This is a genomic window from Nocardiopsis sp. KDC1DS13DA1, assembly GCF_055632325.1.
Window position 1 is genome coordinate 185,908 of record NZ_JBVMUY010000005.1, and the last position, 17,897, is coordinate 203,804.

The window sequence follows — 17,897 nt, forward strand, 5'->3', positions numbered from 1 at the left end:
GCACCGCATGAGTGCGGCGATGGGAACCGGTCCGGTCGGACGATCCGACCGCGGCGGGGTGGGGGACGGGGTCGTGGTCACCGGTGCGACCGGCGGAATCGGCTCGGCCGTGGTCGGCGCCCTGGCCGCACGCGGGCGCAGGGTGCTGGCGCTGGGGCGTGACCCCGCACGCCTGGCGGACCTGGCCCGGGACCACCCGGGCACGGAGCCCGTCGTGGCCGACCTGCGGCGGCCGGAGGACCTCGCCGATGCGGTGGGCGGGTACGCGGGCCTGGACGCGCTCGTGCACTGCGCGGGCATCGCCCCGGTGGCCCCCGTGGCCTCGTCACCGCCCTCGCTGTGGCACGAGACGCTGACCGTGAACCTGGTCTCGGCGGCGGAGCTCACCCGTGTGCTCCTGCCCGCCCTGCGCGCCCGCTCCGGGCACGTCGTGTTCGTCAACGCCGCCCCGGGGCTGCACGGCGTCCCCTCCTGGTCCGCCTACACCGCGAGCAAGGCCGGGCTGGGGGAGCTGGCCGACGCCCTGCGCGCCGAGGAGGCCGAACACGGCGTGCGGGTGACCAGCGTCCACCCGGCGGGCACCGCCACCGACCTGCTGCGCCGGACCAGGGCCGCGTTCGGGCACGGCTACGACCCCGCTGCGTGCATCCGGCCCCAGACCGTGGCGTCGACGATCGCGGACGTGCTGGACCTGCCGCGCGACGCCCAGGTCGGGGAGATCGCCCTCCGCCCGGGGCCGCGCGGCTCCCGGTAGGGGAGCGGCACGGACCCGGGCGCGGGGATCAGAGCAGCATCGCCAGCTGGCGGGCCTGGGCGACCAGGGTGCCCCGGCTGTCCCAGATCTCCATGTCCTCCTCGTGGTAACCGCCGGAGACGTGCTTGGTGAAGACCCGGCAGGCGAGCCACCCGGGGGCGGGGCGGGCGCGCACGTGCGCGGTCAGCTCGACCGTGATCGTGCTGAACTCGCCGATCTGGAGCACGGCGGGGATGGCGAAGTCGACCATCGCCGGCAGGCTGTGGGTGTCGGCCTCGCGGCCGTCGGCGAAGCGCAGCCAGAACTCGTCGTGCGGACGGCCGTCCTTGCGGCCGTCCAGCCAGCCCGGACGCTCCGGGTAGCGGTAGTCGAGGCGGTGGGCGATGGTGACGCCGTCGGGGCGGTCGAACTCGGCGGGCACGTGGCAGCGGTCGGGGGGCGGCAGGTCCGGCGGGCCCTCCAGGTGGAGTTCCCGGCCCCCGTTCGGGGACAGGTCGCCGTAGGTGGCGGTGGCGCGCACGACCTCCTTGCCGCCCTGCTCCAGGACCACCTGGCCGGTGGCGGTGCGGCGGCCCTCGCGCACGGTCTCGGTACGCACGACGGCCTCGCCGGGCGCGGCGGGGCGCAGGAAGAAGGCGGAGACGGCCACGGGGTCGGGCTGGCTGAGGGTCTGGCCGAGCGCGTTGAGGGCGGTACCGAGGACGTAGCCCCCGTTGGGGTGGGTGGTGAAGGTGGTCCACCCGTCGGTGACGGTGGCGGTGAAGGTTCCGTCGGCCGTCTTGTCGACGCGGGTGTCCCGGTCGTACTCGTGGCCGGCGGCGGTGTGGTCAAGGCTCATGAGGTTATGTTACCGGCGGGTAGGTTAGGGGTCGGTACCCGAGGCGCCCCTTCCCGCGCCGTCGCCTTGACCCTGACGCGACGTCAGGCCCTAGCGTCGTGACCACGGCACCACCAGTGACGACGGACGGGGGAACGCGTGGGCCACACCGTGGGCGAAGTCGCCCGGATCAGCGGCCAGACGGTGCGCACACTGCACCACTACGACCGGATCGGCCTCCTCGTCCCGGCAGAGCGCACCCCCTCCGGCTACCGCAGCTACAGCGGGACCGACCTGGAACGCCTGGGGCAGATCCTCACCTACCGGGAACTCGGCTTCGGTCTGGACGAGATCGCGGCCCTGCTCGACGACCCCTCGGTCGACACCCGCGCCCACCTGGCCCGCCAACACCGGCTGGTGACCGAACGCATCGACCGTCTGCGCACCGTGGCGCGGACCCTGGAACACCTGATGGAGGCAGACAGCATGGGACTCGACCTGACCGCCGAGGAACGCCTCGAACTCTTCGGCGACTTCGACGTGGACGCCCACAACGCCGAGGCCGAGCGGCGCTGGGGCGGCACCGACGCCTGGACCCGGTTCCAGCGCAGCGTCGGCCGCTACACCAAGCAGGACTGGGAGCGGCACAACGCCGAGGCCGAGGAGATCCACCGGGACCTGACCCGGGCCATGGCCGGGGGCGTCCCCGCCGACAGCGCCGCCGCCATGGAACTGGCCGAACGCCACCGCGACCACATCACCCGCTGGTTCTACGACTGCACCCCGCAGATCCACCGGGGCCTGGGGCAGCTGTACGTGGACGACGCGCGCTTCACCACCGCCGTCGACGCCCACGCCGAAGGGCTCTCGGCCTACCTGCGCGACGCCTTCGCCGCCAACGCCGACCGCCTGGAGGCATGAGGCCTGACCTCCTCCCCCGGGCGGTGGACGGCCCGCGGCCCGGGGGAGAGGTCACGCCCAGGCGGGCGCGGCCCGGGCGGCGAACTCCGCGAAGGGCCGGGGCGCGCGGCCGGTCACCCGGAACACGTCGTCGCTGGGGACGGTGTCACCCATCGCGACCAGCGCGGCGAACGCCGCCACCGCTCCCTCAGCGGCCTCCCGGGGCAGACCCGACGCGACCTGGACCCGGACGAACGCCTCGGGGTCGGGCTCGTACCGCACCGGGTAGCCCGCCACGCGGCCGACCACCTCGGCGACCTCGCCGAACGACAGCGCCTCGGGCCCGGTCACCCGGTACACCCTCCCCCCGTGCCCGTCCTCGGTCAGCGCGGCCACCGCCACCGCCGCGATGTCGTCGGCGTCCACGAACGCCTGTCTCACCCCGCCCACCGGAAGAACGATCTCCCCGGAACGGACCGCCTCCACGAGGAAGCCCTCGTCGAAGTTCTGGTCGAACCAGTCGCACCGCAGCACCGTCCACCCGGCTCCGCACCCCCTGACCGTCCGCTCCGCGTCGAGCAGGCGCTCGTCGCCCATCTCCTCGATCGCCCCGCTCGACAGCAGAACGATCCGCCGCACGCCCCGACGCACGGCCAGGTCCACGAACCCGGGCGCGACCGGTACCCCGTCCGGGGCCATCAGATACATCGCGTCGGCTCCGTCGACCGCGCCCTCCCACGTGGAGGGGTCGGCCCAGTCGAACCGGACCCGCCCGCGCCGCGACGCCGCCCGCACCGGACACCCGCGCTCACCCAGCAGAGCGGCCACCCGTCGGCCCGTGGAACCCGTGGCCCCCAACACCAGAATCGGTTTCTCATCCATACCGACACCCCATCACCGAACCGTGACAGTCCCCGGCGGCACGCCGCCGGGCACGGGCCGTCGCGACGGGACTCGGGGTGCGGCGGACCGGAGCGGGGGTACACCCTTGGGGAGCGGAGCGGGGACCCCCGCACCGGCGACCGAGCGGAGGAGACGCACACCATGGCACAAGGTATCCAGGTCGGCGACACGGCACCCGACTTCACCCTCCCGTCGCAGTCCGGGGACCCGGTGCGGCTCCACGACCGGCTCGGCGAGCGGACGGTGGTCCTGTACTTCTACCCCAAGGACGACACCCCCGGGTGCACCGCCGAGGCGTGCGCCTTCCGCGACAGCCACGAGGTGTTCACCGACGCCGGAGCCGAGGTGATCGGCGTCAGCTCCGACTCCGCGAAGCGGCACGCCGCCTTCGCCGACCGACACCGGCTGCCGTTCACCCTGGTCAGTGACAAGGGCGGCAGAGTCCGCAAGATCTACGGCGTGCCGAACGTGCTCGGCCTGCTCCCCGGCCGGGTCACCTACGTGATCGACCGCCAGGGCACGGTCCGCCACGTCTTCAACTCGATGATGGGCGTCGACAAGCACGTCGAGGAGGCGCTGGAGGTGGTCCGGGGGTTGCAGGTCGAGCAGGGCGACTGACGCCGTCGCGCCGGTCGGGTCCCGGCTCAGGACGGAGGCGGGACCTACCCTTGGGTCAGAGCCGCCCAGACAGCCGAGGAACGCGCCCATGCCCGACTCCGCCCCGGAAGACCACCCGATCCGTCGAACGCCCACGGATCGTCGTCGGGACGTGGCAGGCTGTCCAGGACGCCAGCAGCAACGCCCTCCGGGGGAGCCCATGACCGTTGCCGAACACCACCCACCGCCCGAAACCCCGTCGCTTCCGATGAGCCTGGAGCTGTTCGAACAGCTCGCCGCGATCGCCTACGAGGACGACGAAAGGACCATTCTCGAATACCTGAACGGAAAGGTCTGGGCCCACAAGGTGACCGACGGAGCACACGGGTCGATCCTCATGTGGCTGCTGCGCCAGTTCATGGCCCACCGTCCTGACCTGGACCTCAACATCACCAGCCAGGGACTCCAAGTCGACACCTACCGCAACGGGCGCGCACGTCCGGACGGGGTCCTCGCCCCGGTCGGCCATTTCGACCAGGCAGGTGAGTGGGCCGACCCCGACGGGGTCCTCGCCGTCGTCGAGGTCACCTCGTGGGACGCCGACACCCACGCACGCGACCGGGTCGAGAAGCCCGCCGCCTACGCCCAGACCGGCATCGGCGTCTACCTGTTGGTGGACCGTGACGCCAACGCCGTCGTGGTGCACAGTCGCCCCCACCACGGTCAGTATCTGGACCGCAGCACGCACCCTTACGGTGAGGCCGTGCAGCTCCCCGGCCTCGGGATCACCCTGGACACCGACGCGCTCAAGCGGTTCGCCCGCTGACGCCGAAGGCCCCGCCCGCGGCCGTGCGCGTCCACACGGACAACTTGAGGACAGAACCCGACCTACACGCCGTCTAGCGTTGCGCCCATGCACACACCAGCACCCTCCGCACCGAACATCCGCTACGCCGCCGTCACGTTCGACTGCTCGGACCCGGCCGAACTCGCCCGTTTCTACGAGCGGGCCCTGGGACTGCCGGTCGTGTTCTCCAGCCCGCACTTCGTCCTGCTCGGACAGGAGGGCGGTGCCGGACTGGGGTTCACCCGTGTGGACGACTATCGGCGCCCGACGTGGCCGGACTCCGGGCAGGGCAAGCAGGCCCACATCGAACTGGGCGTCGACGACCTGGACACCGCCCAGGCCCACCTGGTGTCCCTGGGCGCCGACGTACCCGTGACCCAGCCGGACCCCGACCGCTGGAGGGTCCTGTCGGACCCGGCTGGGCACCCGTTCTGCATCTCCACCCTGGTCTGACAGGACACGGGAACCGTCCGGTGGTCGGCCGCCGCCGACCACCGGACGAGGCGTGAATCCGGGGTGGGTGACGGCGATCGGCGCCCCGGCTCAGGAGCGGGCACCCCACGGGCGGTACTGGCAGCCCGCCCTGTGGCACCCCTCCTTGGGCGGATGGGACCTGTGGATGTACTCCCCGAAGTCCTCGACCGCCATGTCGAGGGTGTCGTGGCCGACCACGGTGTGCTCCATGAGCACCCATGTGGTGCCGACCCCCTCCTGGACACCGATGATCACCCAGGGCCAGTGGTTCTGGCTCCACACCTGGTCACCGACCCCTGCCTTCTTCCCGTCCTTGGTACGGAATCGCCGGGCCATCCATCACCCCTCAGCGTCTGGTCCGACGGCAAGGACACCACAGGGGGCCGCCGCGAACCAGGGTTCCGCGTGTCCGCAAGCGGACACGGCCCGCTACCGGCCTCCTCCGCCCTCGGAGAGCGCGGAGAAGGCCCGCTGGGATCCCGCCCCGGACCAGGGGCGACGACGCTCCTCACCCGGCCGCCGCGCCCCGGCCGCCGCGACCGCACACCCGGCACCGCTCCCGCCTGCGCAGGCGGTAGGCGACCGTCGCCGCGCCCAACGCCACACCCCACAGGGGGAACAGGAACTCCGGACCCGCCGTGCCCCACTCGCTCGCGTCCTCGATCATCCGGGGCAGGAAGATCCGGAGGTACATCAGCCCGGCGTTGACGAACAGCACCGCGACCACCGACGCCGGAACCACCGCCAGCCACACCGGCACCCGCCGCCCGGCCAAACCCACCATCCACCGGGGGAACACCTCACCCCAGGGCCGGACCAATCCGAAGGTCAGCACGGCACCGCCCAGGCCCATCGTCGCCAGCATCGCGGCGGCCAACCGCACCGACAGCGGCATCTGGGCGACCATCTCCTCCGACGCGCCCAGGGCCAGGCCCAGAGCCCACGCCCACCGGGTCAGGCAGTAGGTGACCGGCATGGCCACCGACACCAGGACGGCCCGCCGCCCCCAGCGGGCCGCCGACTCGGGCGTGGTCCAGGACGGCTCGGTCCCGGTGCGCCCGCAGTCGTCGCACGCCCCCGCCCCGCGGCGGCCGTGGGCCAGGGCGGCGAGCAGCCACAGGAAACCGCCGACCATGCACCACACCTGGTTGAGGACGGGCCAGGCGAACACCGAGGCCACCGAGTCCGTCGAGATCAGCCCCAGCGACCACCCCACGACCAGCACCGGTGAGTAGGCCACGGCCATCAGCACCCGGTAGTCGGGGACGACCAGGAGCAGCACCGCGGCGAACACGACGCCGACGGCCACCAGCCCGGGACCGAACGGCGCCCGACGCACCCCCGCCGCCAGCGCGACGGCCACCGCACACCCCGCGGCGCCCAGCACCGCGATGACGGGACCGCCCACCTCGGCGGTGGCGGATCCGAACCAGGACAGCACCGGCTCGGGGTCGCCCTCACCGAAGGGGAACCCACCCGCCCCCGACCCCCAAGACAGCCCGAGCAGCCCGTAGACCAGGGACCAGACGGCAGCGGCCCACGCGGCGGCCCGGACCCACACAGGGCGCACCCGATCGACGGCCCCCTCAGAATCCGGAGGCCCGCCCTCGGGTCCGGCGTGCCCTGGGGCGACGTGGTCGTCCCGTACGGCGGGACTCTGACTCATCACACGGCTCCTCTCCCGGCCCCTGCGACCGGGACCGGGACCAGTCTTGGCCCGCGGAGCCGTCGGCACCTCCCTCCACGGAGGCAGTCCGGGTCCCCCGGCGGAGGGAGCCGCCCGCCGCGGTGGGGTGAACACGGCCGCTCCACGGTAAAAAACCCGTGGCCCCCGCCCCGGCCGGTGGCTACCGTGCGGGGTATGGGCACCGACCGGCACCACTGGCGCAACGAGGACCTGGCCCGCACCATGGCCGCGATCACGGACGAGGTCGAGACCGCGTGGTCACAGCTGTGCCAGGAGTGGCAGGTGCGGCAGGGCACCCCCGAGGAGTACGACCTGGCCCGCATGGTGACCGAGGAGCCGCAGCGGTTCCCCTGGCGCGTGGTCGACGCCGCCCTGGACCGCCAGACCTGCCCCGAATGCGCCCGCCCCCTCGGATCGGGCCAGCGCGGCTGCGGTCCCTGCGACCTGGCCGACGGTTTCCGCTACGCCGCCCAGGAGCCGGACCGGAGCGGGGTCGCGCCCGGCAACGAGCACGCCGTCCGCGTGGCCCGGGCGGTCAGCAGCGCCCCGCACCGCCACTCGGTGCGCGCGGTGTGCGGATTCGAGCTGTGGCTCCCCGACGTGTACGCGGGGGAGCTGCCCACCACCGACCGGGCCCAGCGGCTGCGCGCCCTGGTCAACCGGCTCACCGAGGACGAGTGCGCCCGGGTGGCCTCCGTCGACGAACTGGTCGCCCTGGCCCGACGGCGCGACCCGCGCTAGCCGCGTGGACCTCGCGTCGGCAGGAGTCCGCGAGTCCGGCGCCTTCGCTCCTCAGCGTCTCCCGGCACAGCTCGGGGGCCGTCCTCGTCCACCCGCGCCCCGGGGCCCGGCGCGGCCACACCCTCCGCGAACCGCCGAAACCGGACCATTCCCCGATAGCGGGAAAACCATTCCGCATATCTGACACGCCGTTTCCCTCTCGATTTCCCGAACTCCGGCGAGCCCGGAAAGAAAATTTCCCGGAGGCGGGGTTCCCGCGGAGGCCGGACGGGAAAAAGCAATGCGGGCTGTCGGCCGTGCGCGTCCGCCCGGCGCATGCACGCGGCACCTCTCCACCCGACGGGAAGGAATCCATGAGCCTGCCCCTGCGCTACGAGGCATTGATGACACGTACGTCCGCGGAGTCACCGGAGGGCGGTTTCACCCTGGCGTGTGTGCTGTGCGAACAGCCGCCCGGCCGTGAGGCGGACCACCGCTGCTCCGCGTGCGGCGGGGCGGTCGACGCCTTCCACGACCTGGCGTCCGTTTCCCTGGACGGCGAATCACGGAAAATCGAGAGAAATCCACTCCGAAGGTATTTCGACCTGCTTCCCGTCCGCGACAGGAACGCCCTCCACTGGATGGGCGAGGGAAACACCCCCTGTTTCACCGCGAAGAACCTCGGCGCGCGGGTGGGAATGTCCCGCCTCACCCTGAAGAACGAAAGCGACAACCCCACCCGCAGCACCAAGGACCGTATCGCCTCCGTCAGCCTGTCCAGGCTCACCGAACTCGGCGTACGCCGGTTCGTCACGGCCTCCACGGGCAACAGCTCCACGGCCTACGCGCACGGGGTGCAGTTCCTGGAGGGCATCGAACTCGCGCTGTTCTGCGGTCGGCGCTTCCACCACCGTCTCAACTACCCCGACCACCCTGCGGTCTCCACCTACCTCGTCGAGGGCGACTTCGTCACGGCCGGGCGCGCCGCGCGGCGCTTCGCCGACCACACGGGCGCCTTCGCCGAGGGAGGTTTCTTCAACGTCGCCCGCCGCGAGGGCCTGAAACTGGCCTACCTGGAGGCGTTCGACCAGATGGACGAGGAACCCGACCACGTGTTCCAGGCCGTCAGCAGCGGCATGGGCCTCCTGGCCGCCTACAAGGGCGCCCTGGAGTACCGGTTCCTGGGGCGGCTCTCGCGTCTGCCGAGGTTCACGGCGGTACAGCAGGCCGGATGCGCGCCGATGGCCCACGCCTTCGGGGAGGGAGCGCGGGCCATCGCCCCACGGCACGTCGTACGCGACCCCCGGGGGTCGGCCGAGGCCATCCTCTGCGGGGACCCCACCCAGACCTACCCCTACGTCCGCCAGGTCTGCCTCGACAGCGGCGGCCGGATCACCTCGGTGGGCGAGGACGAGATCCGCGCGGCCCGCGACCTGCTGGAGGAGACCGAGGGCCTGCGCGTGTGCCACGCCAGCGCCGCCGCCCTGGCGGGTGCGCTGCGCATGCGCCGCGAGGGGGTCGTCGCCGAGGACGACGCGGTCCTGGTCAACCTCACCGGCGGCGACCGCACCGGATGGCGCACCCCCGAACGGTGCCGCGTCGTCCCCGGGGACTGGCCCCGGGGTCCGGTGACGTGGCGGGGCGACCCGGTACCGGGCCCGGTCCCCGCGGAACCGACCGGAGGGGGGCGGGCGCGCGTGTGACGCCGTCGTCACGGGTACGGGGACCATCGGCGCCTCGGCGGCTGGAACCTCGTCTTGGTCGGAGCCGCCTCCTTCTCATGGGCCCGCGGCCTTCGGCACCACCGCCGGGCCCGCACGTCCGGCTCCTCCCCGGGTGGAGGACCGGCGCGGTGCGCCGTCACGGAGACCCGGCGGGAGCGGGCGCCTCCCCCTCAGGGCTCGATCGGCGATCGAGGCGGCGCACGAGCCACAGCCCGTAGCAGAGGAAACCGGCGGCCACACCCAACTGCACGGGCCAGGGAGCGGCTCCGGGGCTGGCGTACTGCGCGAAGTTGTAGAGCGCGTGCGCGGCCGCCAACGGCCAGATCGTGGTCAGGTGGAACCGGACGGCCGAGTAGCCGAACCCGAACGCCGCGGTACTCACCACCTGGAACAGCGTGTCTGCGGGGTCCCGGCCGAACCAGGCGCCCGACAGCGCGTGGCCCAGTCCGAAGAGTACGCCCACCCAGACCGCTGTGGGCAGCCGTCCCATCGGGGTCAGCACACGCTGGACGACGCCTCGGGACAAGCTCTCCTCAGTGACCGCGACGACCACGCAGAACACCGCCAGACGTAGCAGCGTCCGACCGTCGCCTTCGATACCCGGCACGACGTAGACGGCACTGACCAGGAACAGGGGCACCGTCACCCCGAAACCGGCGACGCCCGTGCGGATCGGCGCGAAACCCGTGTGGCGCCATCCGCCCACGGCAAGTGCAGCGATCACCGGCACCGGCAGGGTGCAGAGGGTGATCACCGTGGCACCCAGATGGGGGGCTTCCTGGGAGGGGACGAGTTCGGCGGCCGTGAAGAGCACGGCGTGCCACAGGAGGGTCAGTCCTGCTGCGAGAGCGAGTGGGGGAAGGGTGAACGGGGGCTCGCGGCGGAACACGTGTCCGATGCTAGCCGGGCCGCTCCGGCCGCGTCGACGCTCGCGCCTCCGTTCTCACCGCGGGGGCCGCCGAGGTCCGCACGGTCGAACGCGACCGGACAGGCCGCGGATCCCCCGGGCGTGGACGAACATCACCGGATCATCCTGGAGCGAGGTGAGGCACCCGGCCCGGATGAGGGATCTGGACCACCCCGCGGCGCCTCTCGGGGCGCCCCGGAAGGCGCCGCCGTGCGACGGGGACGGTGGCCGGCGGCCGACCCGGGCGAGAGCCGGTGACGGCCGACATCCGCGACGACCTTCCACGAGCCCGGGTGCGCGGCCCTCGGGGGCGCGGGTCTGGACGGTCCGCCCGAACCCGCCGCGGCCACGCGTCCCCCCCACCGGCACCGAGCGGCTCCGGACCGAAAGGCCGACGGCGGGGCGGACGGCTCGTGCCGTCTACCAGGGTTCGTTGAAAACAAAAATCTTATGTGTTTTTATAGTTTCACCATCGAAGGGAGCCCCCATGAAGAACGTCATCGAGAGCGCTCACGGCATGACCGACGAGGCTTGGCGGCGGCACGCCAACCCGTGGAGCGTGTGGACCCGCTTCGCGGCCGTGCCCGCTTTCGAGCTGGCCGTGTGGAGCCGGGAGTGGATCGGCTGGTGGTGCCTGGTCGCGGTCGCCGCAGTCATCGCGTGGCTGCTGCTCAACGTCCGCGTCTTCCGCCCGGTGGAACCGACCAGCTGGGCCGCGCGGGGCATCTACGGCGAACAGCTGCACGTCCGGGGCCGCACCCCGGCCACCCACCGCACCGTCCTGCGCTGGCTCATCGCCACCGGGCTGGTCGGCTTCGCCCTCATCGGCTGGGGGCTGGTCGTCCTGGACCCGTGGCCGGTCGTCCTGGGCACCGTCACCTTCCTGCTCGCCCAGCTGTGGCGGATCGACCGCTACGGTCTGCTGTTCGAACAGCACCAGCACGACCGGGACGACGAAGGCGCCTGACCACCGGCGCCTTCCCCGTCCGGGCGCCGAGTGACCGGAGGGGCCGGCCCGAACCCGCTGCGGATTCGAGAGCCCCACCCGTGGCGGGGCCACGGCCCCAGCGAACCCCGACCGGTCTCCGTGGCGACCGACGGAACCGACCACCCCGCCCGCGCGTCCAACCCACGACCGAGACACACGGAGGGGACGTCCATGAAGAAGCCGTGCACCAACAGGGCCGCCTCGGGCATGTGGCTGGCGTTCGGACTCGGTGTCGGCGTCGCGATCGGTGTGGCCATGGGCAACGTCGCGATCGGCATCGCCGTCGGCCTGGTCCTGGGCCTGGCGATGAACACCTCCGGTACCCGTCGGTCCAACGCTCGGGACTGACACCGCGGCGGAAGTGTCACCTACCGCACCCGCGTGCCAGGCATCCGGCACACGCAAGGACGCCCGACGGACGGTGCGAGGAAGGTCCCCACCGGTGATCCGGGTGACCACGGCCGCCACCCGCCCCGAGCGTCACAGCCGGTCACGGTGACGCTCCCAGCCTTCGTCGCTGGGAGCGTCACCGTCCGCTGGTTCCTCCCCGCCCGCCCGGCCGGCCCTGGTGCCGACCGAACCGCGAGGGGCGCGTGGCCGGGGTGGCCGCTGTCGACGGCTTGCACGTGCCACGTGCGGGCGGTCGCGAGGTGGTCGTTGCCTTCGCACCAGTCGGCCAGCCTGCGCGGGCCGCCGTCGCGGGTGGTCGACCAGGGCCGGAACCGGGGCACGGGTGTCCGCGGCGGGGAATGACTCATCCAGGCGCGCCATCCCGCGACATGGGTGCGTCGCGGTCAGGCTTGTCGGGCGTAGGAGGCGAGTCGATCGGCGAGCGCGGTGACGAGGTCGCGCAGTTCATCCGGACGCTCGATGACGAACGGCCGGTCGAGTGAGGCGAGTACCGGAGGCAACCAATCGAGCCGCTCCGCCCGCAGCTCGACGCGCCGCCAGCGCTCGGTCGTCCGGTCCTCGCCCGACACGGACGCGCACTCCTCCAGGTTCGCGACGCTGGCAGGAAGTCGGGCGCGGATCTGCTCCACTGTCCCGTGGATCCGCAAGGTCACCTCGTGCCGGTACTCGGCCGTGGCGAAGCCCGACAACAGGCGATGTGCCGGATCGGGACCCACGGGCGCTTCGAACGAGCCGGGCAGGGTTCGCGCGTTCGCGATGCGATCGAGCCGGAAGGTTCGGTCCGCGCCGAGCCGGGCGTCCTTGCCCGTGACGTACCACCGGCCCGCGTGGGCGACGATCCCGTACGCGTGCAGCGTGCGTTCGCTGCGCCGCCCGTCGCGGTCGGTGTAGCGGATCGAGACCGGTTGGCGGTGGTGCACCGCACCGGCGACGGTGAGCAGGACCTCGGCGTCCGGGGTGTCGAGATCATCGGGCTGATCCGTGAAGGCGAGAGCTTCCAGGAGTGTGTCGAGGCGACGGGCGATGCGCCTGGGCAGTACCCGCCGGATCTTCGCTGATGCCGTCTCGCTCGCCGTGCGCTCCGTCGTCGTCAACCCTGCTCGGCGGCCGGCGACCAGGCCGAGCAGCACGGCCAGCGCCTCGTCGTCACTGAGCATGAGCGGAGGCAGGCGGTAGCCGGGGGCGAGTCGGTACCCGCCGTGACGGCCGCGCACCGATTCCACGGGCACGCCCAGGTCGATCAGTTGGTCCACATACCGCCGTACGGTGCGCCCTTGGACACCGAGCCGGTCGGCGAGTTCGGCCACCGTCCGGATGCCGCCCGACTGCAGCAGCTCCAGAAGTGTCAGCACGCGGCCGGTGGGTCGAGGCACGTTCGCAGACTAACGCACATACAGGACCGATTCTGTCCACTATTTCTCCTAGCCTGCGACGTGCACGGCTCCGTCACAACCAAGGAGATCCCCATGGACTTCGTCTCGATCCGCATCATCACCAGCGACGTAGCACGCCTCGTCGAGTTCTACGAGCGAGCCACAGGGGCGAGGGCGACGTGGGCCACCAAGGACTTCGCCGAACTCAGGACCACAGGCGCCACCCTCGCGATCGCCGGCACCCGCACCGTCCCGCTGTTCGCCCCGGACTCTGCCCGCCCGGCGGACAACCACAGCGTGATCACCGAGTTCCTCGTCGACGACGTGGACCGCGTCCACCAGAACCTGACCGGCTTCGTCACAGACTTCGTCAACGAGCCCACCACGATGCCCTGGGGCAACCGGTCACTGCTGTTCCGTGACCCCGACGGCAACCTCGTCAACTTCTTCACCCCCGTCACCCCGGCGGCCATCGAAAAGTTCGCACGCTGACGCCGCGCACAGCCGCTCACGCGGGAGCCCTGGGATCCTGGTGCTCCCGGTGAACACAGCCGCGAGCCCAGGAACGCCACCAGCCGGGGGCGTCGGGACGCACCGCTGACCCTCGAAGGACGTCCGCGCTCGTGTCCGCGGATCGACGCCGGACCTCCGATCGCGCACGTGGCCGCGGAAGCCGGGGTGCGGGCAGAGGACGACCAGGCCCCAACCCCCACCGGTGCGACGGACCGCGTGCAGCGCCTGACGGTCCAGGGCCGCCAGGTCATCAGTCCCGGCGTGTGTGCGCCGGGGCGGCGGCTGGTGGGGGTCGTGATCGAGAGTCCACGTGGTCAGGGGGTTGTGGCACAGCAACAGCTGGCGGACGGTCCGACGCTCCTGGGAGGCGGCACTCCCGTTCGCGATCTGGAGCACACGGGGAACCGGTCCGGAGCACATCTGGAGCATCGGAACCGTTCCAGCTCATCTCAGCTCGCTCCGGACCCCAAAAAAGACCCCGCATCCGCCAGGGTCCGTGATGGCGCGCATCTCGCCCACCCTGGTGCCGGAGGGCGGCCCGCGGCGTGGCCGACACCACCCGCATCCGCCGCACCGGCGCCCCGGAGCCGACCGGCCGAGCGAAAGTGTCACACACCACATCCACTCCGTAGGCACCCCACTCCACCTGCGAGAACGCGGTTCTCACCGAGGTCGGGGCCCTCGGGTGAGCCGACTGTTTCCCGCGTGTTACGACGCGACACCTCCAGGCAATGCAGGCTTCCTACCTTCGGTTTTGTCATCACCGTCGAGTAGGAAGGCCTGGTCGTGGCCCCCGAGACCAGCTCAGCAAGCCAGCGGACCGGACGGTCCTGGATCACCCACTGGGAGCCCGAGGACCCCACCTTCTGGCGGGAGACCGGCCGACCCATCGCCAAGCGCAACCTGTGGGCGTCGATCCTGTCCGAGCACATCGGATTCTCCATCTGGAGCATCTGGTCGGTGCTCGCCCTGTTCATGACCCCCGCCGCCGGGTTCGACTGGGCCCCCGAACAGAAGTTCCTGCTCGTCTCGCTCGTCGCCCTGGTCGGCGCGATCCTGCGCGTGCCCTACACCCTGGCCGTGCCGATCTTCGGCGGGCGCAACTGGACGATCATCTCCGCGTCCCTGCTGCTCATCCCCACGGTGCTGGCGTTCTACCTGATCCAGAACCCCGACACCCCCTACTGGCTGTTCCTGGTCCTGGGCGCCACCGCGGGCGTGGGCGGCGGCAACTTCTCCTCCTCGATGGCCAACATCAACTTCTACTTCCCCGAGAAGGAGAAGGGCTGGGCGCTCGGCCTCAACGCGGGCGGCGGCAACATCGGGGTGGCCACCGTCCAGCTCGTCGGCCTGGCCGTCATCGCCCTGTTCACCGCCGCCTCCGGACACCTGGTCCCGCTGTTCTACGCCCCGTTCATCCTGCTGGCGATCGTGGTCGCCCTCCGGAGCATGAACAACCTCACCAGCGCCCGCACCGACGTGTCCGCCCAGATCGCCGCCACCCGTGACCGGCACTTCTGGATCATGTCCTTCCTCTACATCGGCACGTTCGGCTCCTTCATCGGCTTCGGGTTCGCCTTCGGTCTGCTCCTGCAGAACCAGTTCGGCCTCGAGCCCCTCCAGGCGGCCTCCGTCACCTTCCTCGGTCCCGCCATCGGCTCCCTCATCCGCCCCGTCGGCGGAAAGATGGCCGACCGCCTCGGCGGCGCCCGCGTCACCTTCTGGAACTTCATCGCGATGGTGATCGCCACCGGCCTGGCCGTCGCCTCCATCCAGATCGACAACCTGGCCCTGTTCATCGGCGTCTTCGCCGTCGTCTTCGTCCTCACCGGCATCGGCAACGGCTCCGTCTACAAGATGATCCCGTCCCTCTACGCCGCCAAGGCCCAGAGCGCCATCTCCGCGGGCACCCCGGCCGCAGAGGCCCACTCCTACAACAAGCGCATCGCCAGCTCCATGCTCGGCCTCATCGGCGCCATGGGAGCCTTCGGCGGCGTCGCGATCAACCTCGTCTTCCGCGAGTCCTTCCGCGCCACCGGGTCGGCCGCCCCCGGACTCATCGCCTTCCTGGTCTTCTACGCTGTCTGCGCCGTCGTCACCTACGCCGTCTACATGCGCACACCCACCACCACGCACACCGCCCAGACCCAGGCCACCGGCACCACGGAGACCGTCGCACGATGACCCAACGCCAGAGCACCACGACCCACTGCCCCTACTGCGCGCTCCAGTGCGCCATGCACCTGGACACCGGACCGGACGGCCGCCTGACCGCCCGTCCGGCGGCCTTCCCCACCAACCGGGGCGGGCTGTGCCGCAAGGGCTGGACCTCCACCGAGGTCCTCACCGTCCCCGACCGCCTCACCCGGCCCCTGCTGCGCAAGGACAGGGACGCGGAGTTCACCGAGGTGGACTGGGACACGGCGCTGGACTTCGTCGCCGCGCGCCTGGGCGCGCTGCGCACCGAGTCCGGCCCCGACACGGTCGCGGTGTTCGGCAGCGGCGGACTCACCAACGAGAAGTCCTACACCCTGGGCAAGTTCGCCCGACTGGCGCTGGGCACCTCACAGATCGACTACAACGGCCGGTTCTGCATGTCCTCGGCCGCGGCCGGCGGCAACAAGGCCTTCGGCCTGGACCGGGGCATGCCCTTCCCCCTCACCGACGTGGCCGGGGCCGAGGTGGTCCTCCTGGCGGGCGCCAACCCCGCCGAGACCATGCCGCCGATGATGGGGCACCTGTCCGCGCCCACGCTCATCGTGATCGACCCGCGCCGGTCGGGCACCGCCCGCGTCGCCCTCGACAACGGGGGAGTGCACCTGGCCCCCCGCCCCGGAACCGACCTGGCCCTGGCCCTGGGCCTGCTGCACGCCGTCCACGTCCAGGGCTGGACCGACACCGACTACCTGACCGCCCGCACCCACGGCTTCGACGAGGCCTGGCGGCACGCCGCCGCCTGGTGGCCCGAACGCACCGAGCAGGTCACCGGCGTCCCCGCAGCCCAGCTCCGCCACGCCGCCGACCTGCTCGGCCGGGCCGCCCGCAACCGGTCCGCCTACGTACTCACCGGCCGCGGCACCGAACAGCACGCCAAGGGCACCGACACCGTCTCGGCCTGGATCAACCTCTCCCTGGCCCTGGGCCTGCCCGGCCGCCGCGGCTCCGGCTACGGGTGCATCACCGGCCAGGGCAACGGCCAGGGCGGGCGCGAACACGGCCAGAAGGCCGACCAGCTTCCCGGCTACCGCCGGATCGACGACCCCGCCGCCCGCGAACACGTCGCCTCCGTGTGGGGCGTGGACCCCGGCGTCCTGCCCGGCCCCGGCCGCAGCGCCTTCGAACTCCTCGACGCCCTGGGCACCGACGGCGGACCGCGCGCCATGCTCCTGTTCGGTTCCAACCCCGTCGTCTCCGCCCCCGACGCCGACCGCGTCCGCGACCGCCTGGCCTCCCTCGACCTGCTCGTGGCCGCCGACTTCGTCCTGTCCGACACCGCCGCCATGGCCGACGTCGTCCTGCCCGTCGCCCAGTGGGCCGAGGAGTCGGGCACCATGACCAACCTGGAAGGCCGCATCCTGCGCCGCGCCAAGGCCGCCGAACCCCCCGAGGGCGTGCGCACCGACCTGGAGGTCCTGGCCGACCTGGCCACCCGCCTGGGACAGCCCGCCGAACGCTTCCCCACCGACCCCGACACCGTCCTGGCCGAACTCGGCCACGCCTCCGCCGGGGGAACCGCCGACTACTCCGGCGCCACCCCCGACCGCCTGGCCGACGGCGAGGCCCTCTACTGGCCCGTGCGCGCCGACACCGCGCCCACCCCGCGCCTGTTCCTGGACTCCTTCGCCCACCCCGACGGCCGCGCCCGCCTCATCCCCGTCGCGCACCGCCCGCCCGCCGAGACCCCCGACGAGGACTACCCGCTCATCGCCACCACCGGGCGGCTCATGGGCCACTACCAGTCCGGAGCCCAGACCCGCCGCGTCCCCGAACTCACCGGCGCCGAACCCGAGGCCTACGTCGAGGTCCACCCCGACACCGCCGCCCGCGCCGGACTCGCCCACGGCGACTGGGCCCGCCTCACCTCCCGCCGCGGCCACACCCGCGCCCGCGTGCGCCTCACCCCCACCGCACGCCTGGACACCGTGTTCGTGCCCTTCCACTTCGCCGGCGACCAGGCCGCCAACAACCTCACCAACCCCGCGCTGGACCCGGCCAGCCGCATGCCCGAGTTCAAGGTCAGCGCCGTGCGCCTGGACCCCGAACCCGGCCCGTGACCACACCA

The 17,897-nt window shown here is 72.2% G+C and carries 18 protein-coding genes; 12 read left to right on the forward strand and 6 right to left on the reverse strand.

Annotated elements, in window-relative coordinates:
• Positions 1-7: 7 nt before the first annotated feature.
• Positions 8-754, forward strand: coding sequence for an SDR family oxidoreductase (locus tag ACTVAJ_RS04615; RefSeq protein ID WP_470386781.1), 747 nt, complete (start codon positions 8-10; stop codon positions 752-754).
• A 28-nt stretch (positions 755-782) separates the two neighbouring features.
• Here ACTVAJ_RS04615 and ACTVAJ_RS04620 read toward each other — a convergent pair whose 3' ends face one another.
• Positions 783-1,592, reverse strand: coding sequence for a thioesterase family protein (locus ACTVAJ_RS04620; RefSeq protein WP_470386782.1), 810 nt, complete (start codon positions 1,590-1,592; stop codon positions 783-785).
• Between the two features lie 138 nt (positions 1,593-1,730).
• Here ACTVAJ_RS04620 and ACTVAJ_RS04625 point away from each other — a divergent pair, with 138 nt between their 5' ends.
• A complete protein-coding gene (locus tag ACTVAJ_RS04625) occupies positions 1,731-2,492 on the forward strand; it encodes a MerR family transcriptional regulator (protein ID WP_470386783.1) in 762 nt (253 codons plus the stop codon).
• Positions 2,493-2,543: 51 nt separating this feature from the next.
• On the opposite strand, the gene ACTVAJ_RS04630 is transcribed toward ACTVAJ_RS04625, so the two are convergent.
• Positions 2,544-3,353, reverse strand: a complete 810-nt coding sequence (locus ACTVAJ_RS04630; protein ID WP_470386784.1) for an NAD(P)H-binding protein — start codon at positions 3,351-3,353, stop codon at positions 2,544-2,546.
• Positions 3,354-3,515: 162 nt separating this feature from the next.
• On the opposite strand from ACTVAJ_RS04630, the gene ACTVAJ_RS04635 reads away from it, so the two are divergent.
• The 3 genes from ACTVAJ_RS04635 (at position 3,516) to ACTVAJ_RS04645 (ending at position 5,271) form a co-directional block, all read left to right on the forward strand.
• Positions 3,516-3,992 (forward strand): peroxiredoxin, encoded by a 477-nt coding sequence (locus tag ACTVAJ_RS04635; RefSeq protein ID WP_470386785.1) that lies wholly within the window; start codon positions 3,516-3,518, stop codon positions 3,990-3,992.
• A gap of 199 nt (positions 3,993-4,191) precedes the next feature.
• Entirely contained in the window at positions 4,192-4,797 is a 606-nt protein-coding gene (locus tag ACTVAJ_RS04640) for a Uma2 family endonuclease (protein WP_470386786.1), read from the forward strand.
• Between the two features lie 87 nt (positions 4,798-4,884).
• A complete protein-coding gene (locus tag ACTVAJ_RS04645; protein ID WP_470386787.1) occupies positions 4,885-5,271 on the forward strand; it encodes a VOC family protein in 387 nt (128 codons plus the stop codon).
• Between the two features lie 90 nt (positions 5,272-5,361).
• Here the strand turns inward: ACTVAJ_RS04645 and ACTVAJ_RS04650 are convergent, their stop codons facing one another.
• Positions 5,362-5,628 (reverse strand): hypothetical protein, encoded by a 267-nt coding sequence (locus ACTVAJ_RS04650; RefSeq protein ID WP_470386788.1) that lies wholly within the window; start codon positions 5,626-5,628, stop codon positions 5,362-5,364.
• A gap of 172 nt (positions 5,629-5,800) precedes the next feature.
• Entirely contained in the window at positions 5,801-6,958 is a 1,158-nt protein-coding gene (locus ACTVAJ_RS04655) for a hypothetical protein (RefSeq protein ID WP_470386789.1), read from the reverse strand.
• Positions 6,959-7,153: 195 nt separating this feature from the next.
• Here ACTVAJ_RS04655 and ACTVAJ_RS04660 point away from each other — a divergent pair, with 195 nt between their 5' ends.
• Positions 7,154-7,720, forward strand: coding sequence for a hypothetical protein (locus ACTVAJ_RS04660; protein WP_470386790.1), 567 nt, complete (start codon positions 7,154-7,156; stop codon positions 7,718-7,720).
• Between the two features lie 353 nt (positions 7,721-8,073).
• Positions 8,074-9,402, forward strand: coding sequence for a threonine synthase (locus ACTVAJ_RS04665; protein WP_470386791.1), 1,329 nt, complete (start codon positions 8,074-8,076; stop codon positions 9,400-9,402).
• Between the two features lie 157 nt (positions 9,403-9,559).
• Here ACTVAJ_RS04665 and ACTVAJ_RS04670 read toward each other — a convergent pair whose 3' ends face one another.
• Positions 9,560-10,312, reverse strand: coding sequence for a CPBP family intramembrane glutamic endopeptidase (locus ACTVAJ_RS04670; protein WP_470386792.1), 753 nt, complete (start codon positions 10,310-10,312; stop codon positions 9,560-9,562).
• 505 nt (positions 10,313-10,817) lie between these two features.
• Here ACTVAJ_RS04670 and ACTVAJ_RS04675 point away from each other — a divergent pair.
• Both ACTVAJ_RS04675 and ACTVAJ_RS04680 read left to right on the forward strand, forming a co-directional pair.
• Positions 10,818-11,297 (forward strand): DUF6653 family protein, encoded by a 480-nt coding sequence (locus tag ACTVAJ_RS04675; protein WP_470386793.1) that lies wholly within the window; start codon positions 10,818-10,820, stop codon positions 11,295-11,297.
• 192 nt (positions 11,298-11,489) lie between these two features.
• Entirely contained in the window at positions 11,490-11,666 is a 177-nt protein-coding gene (locus tag ACTVAJ_RS04680; RefSeq protein ID WP_470386794.1) for a glycine zipper domain-containing protein, read from the forward strand.
• Between the two features lie 446 nt (positions 11,667-12,112).
• Here the strand turns inward: ACTVAJ_RS04680 and ACTVAJ_RS04685 are convergent, their stop codons facing one another.
• The gene (locus ACTVAJ_RS04685) at positions 12,113-13,102 is read right to left on the reverse strand and encodes a helix-turn-helix transcriptional regulator (RefSeq protein ID WP_470386795.1); all 990 of its coding nucleotides are present in this window, start codon (positions 13,100-13,102) and stop codon (positions 12,113-12,115) included.
• A 93-nt stretch (positions 13,103-13,195) separates the two neighbouring features.
• On the opposite strand from ACTVAJ_RS04685, the gene ACTVAJ_RS04690 reads away from it, so the two are divergent.
• The 3 genes from ACTVAJ_RS04690 (at position 13,196) to ACTVAJ_RS04700 (ending at position 17,889) form a co-directional block, all read left to right on the forward strand.
• The gene (locus ACTVAJ_RS04690; protein WP_470386796.1) at positions 13,196-13,594 is read left to right on the forward strand and encodes a VOC family protein; all 399 of its coding nucleotides are present in this window, start codon (positions 13,196-13,198) and stop codon (positions 13,592-13,594) included.
• Positions 13,595-14,401: 807 nt separating this feature from the next.
• Positions 14,402-15,799: an MFS transporter gene (locus tag ACTVAJ_RS04695; RefSeq protein ID WP_470386797.1), complete on the forward strand. Its 1,398-nt coding sequence runs from the start codon at positions 14,402-14,404 to the stop codon at positions 15,797-15,799.
• Positions 15,796-17,889 carry a molybdopterin oxidoreductase family protein gene (locus tag ACTVAJ_RS04700; RefSeq protein ID WP_470386798.1) on the forward strand — a complete coding sequence of 698 codons (2,094 nt, stop codon included), beginning with the start codon at positions 15,796-15,798 and terminating at the stop codon, positions 17,887-17,889. The genes ACTVAJ_RS04695 and ACTVAJ_RS04700 overlap by 4 nt, the downstream gene beginning before the upstream one ends.
• The last annotated feature ends 8 nt before the right edge of the window (positions 17,890-17,897 follow it).

Coding starts and splice junctions, on each gene's coding strand:
- ACTVAJ_RS04615 (WP_470386781.1), top strand. CDS start 8: ATGAGTGCGGCGATGGGAACCGGTCCGGTCGGACGATCCGACCGCGGC.
- ACTVAJ_RS04620 (WP_470386782.1), bottom strand. CDS start 1,592: ATGAGCCTTGACCACACCGCCGCCGGCCACGAGTACGACCGGGACACC.
- ACTVAJ_RS04630 (WP_470386784.1), bottom strand. CDS start 3,353: ATGGATGAGAAACCGATTCTGGTGTTGGGGGCCACGGGTTCCACGGGC.
- ACTVAJ_RS04635 (WP_470386785.1), top strand. CDS start 3,516: ATGGCACAAGGTATCCAGGTCGGCGACACGGCACCCGACTTCACCCTC.
- ACTVAJ_RS04640 (WP_470386786.1), top strand. CDS start 4,192: ATGACCGTTGCCGAACACCACCCACCGCCCGAAACCCCGTCGCTTCCG.
- ACTVAJ_RS04645 (WP_470386787.1), top strand. CDS start 4,885: ATGCACACACCAGCACCCTCCGCACCGAACATCCGCTACGCCGCCGTC.
- ACTVAJ_RS04650 (WP_470386788.1), bottom strand. CDS start 5,628: ATGGCCCGGCGATTCCGTACCAAGGACGGGAAGAAGGCAGGGGTCGGT.
- ACTVAJ_RS04655 (WP_470386789.1), bottom strand. CDS start 6,958: ATGAGTCAGAGTCCCGCCGTACGGGACGACCACGTCGCCCCAGGGCAC.
- ACTVAJ_RS04660 (WP_470386790.1), top strand. CDS start 7,154: ATGGGCACCGACCGGCACCACTGGCGCAACGAGGACCTGGCCCGCACC.
- ACTVAJ_RS04665 (WP_470386791.1), top strand. CDS start 8,074: ATGAGCCTGCCCCTGCGCTACGAGGCATTGATGACACGTACGTCCGCG.
- ACTVAJ_RS04675 (WP_470386793.1), top strand. CDS start 10,818: ATGAAGAACGTCATCGAGAGCGCTCACGGCATGACCGACGAGGCTTGG.
- ACTVAJ_RS04680 (WP_470386794.1), top strand. CDS start 11,490: ATGAAGAAGCCGTGCACCAACAGGGCCGCCTCGGGCATGTGGCTGGCG.
- ACTVAJ_RS04690 (WP_470386796.1), top strand. CDS start 13,196: ATGGACTTCGTCTCGATCCGCATCATCACCAGCGACGTAGCACGCCTC.
- ACTVAJ_RS04700 (WP_470386798.1), top strand. CDS start 15,796: ATGACCCAACGCCAGAGCACCACGACCCACTGCCCCTACTGCGCGCTC.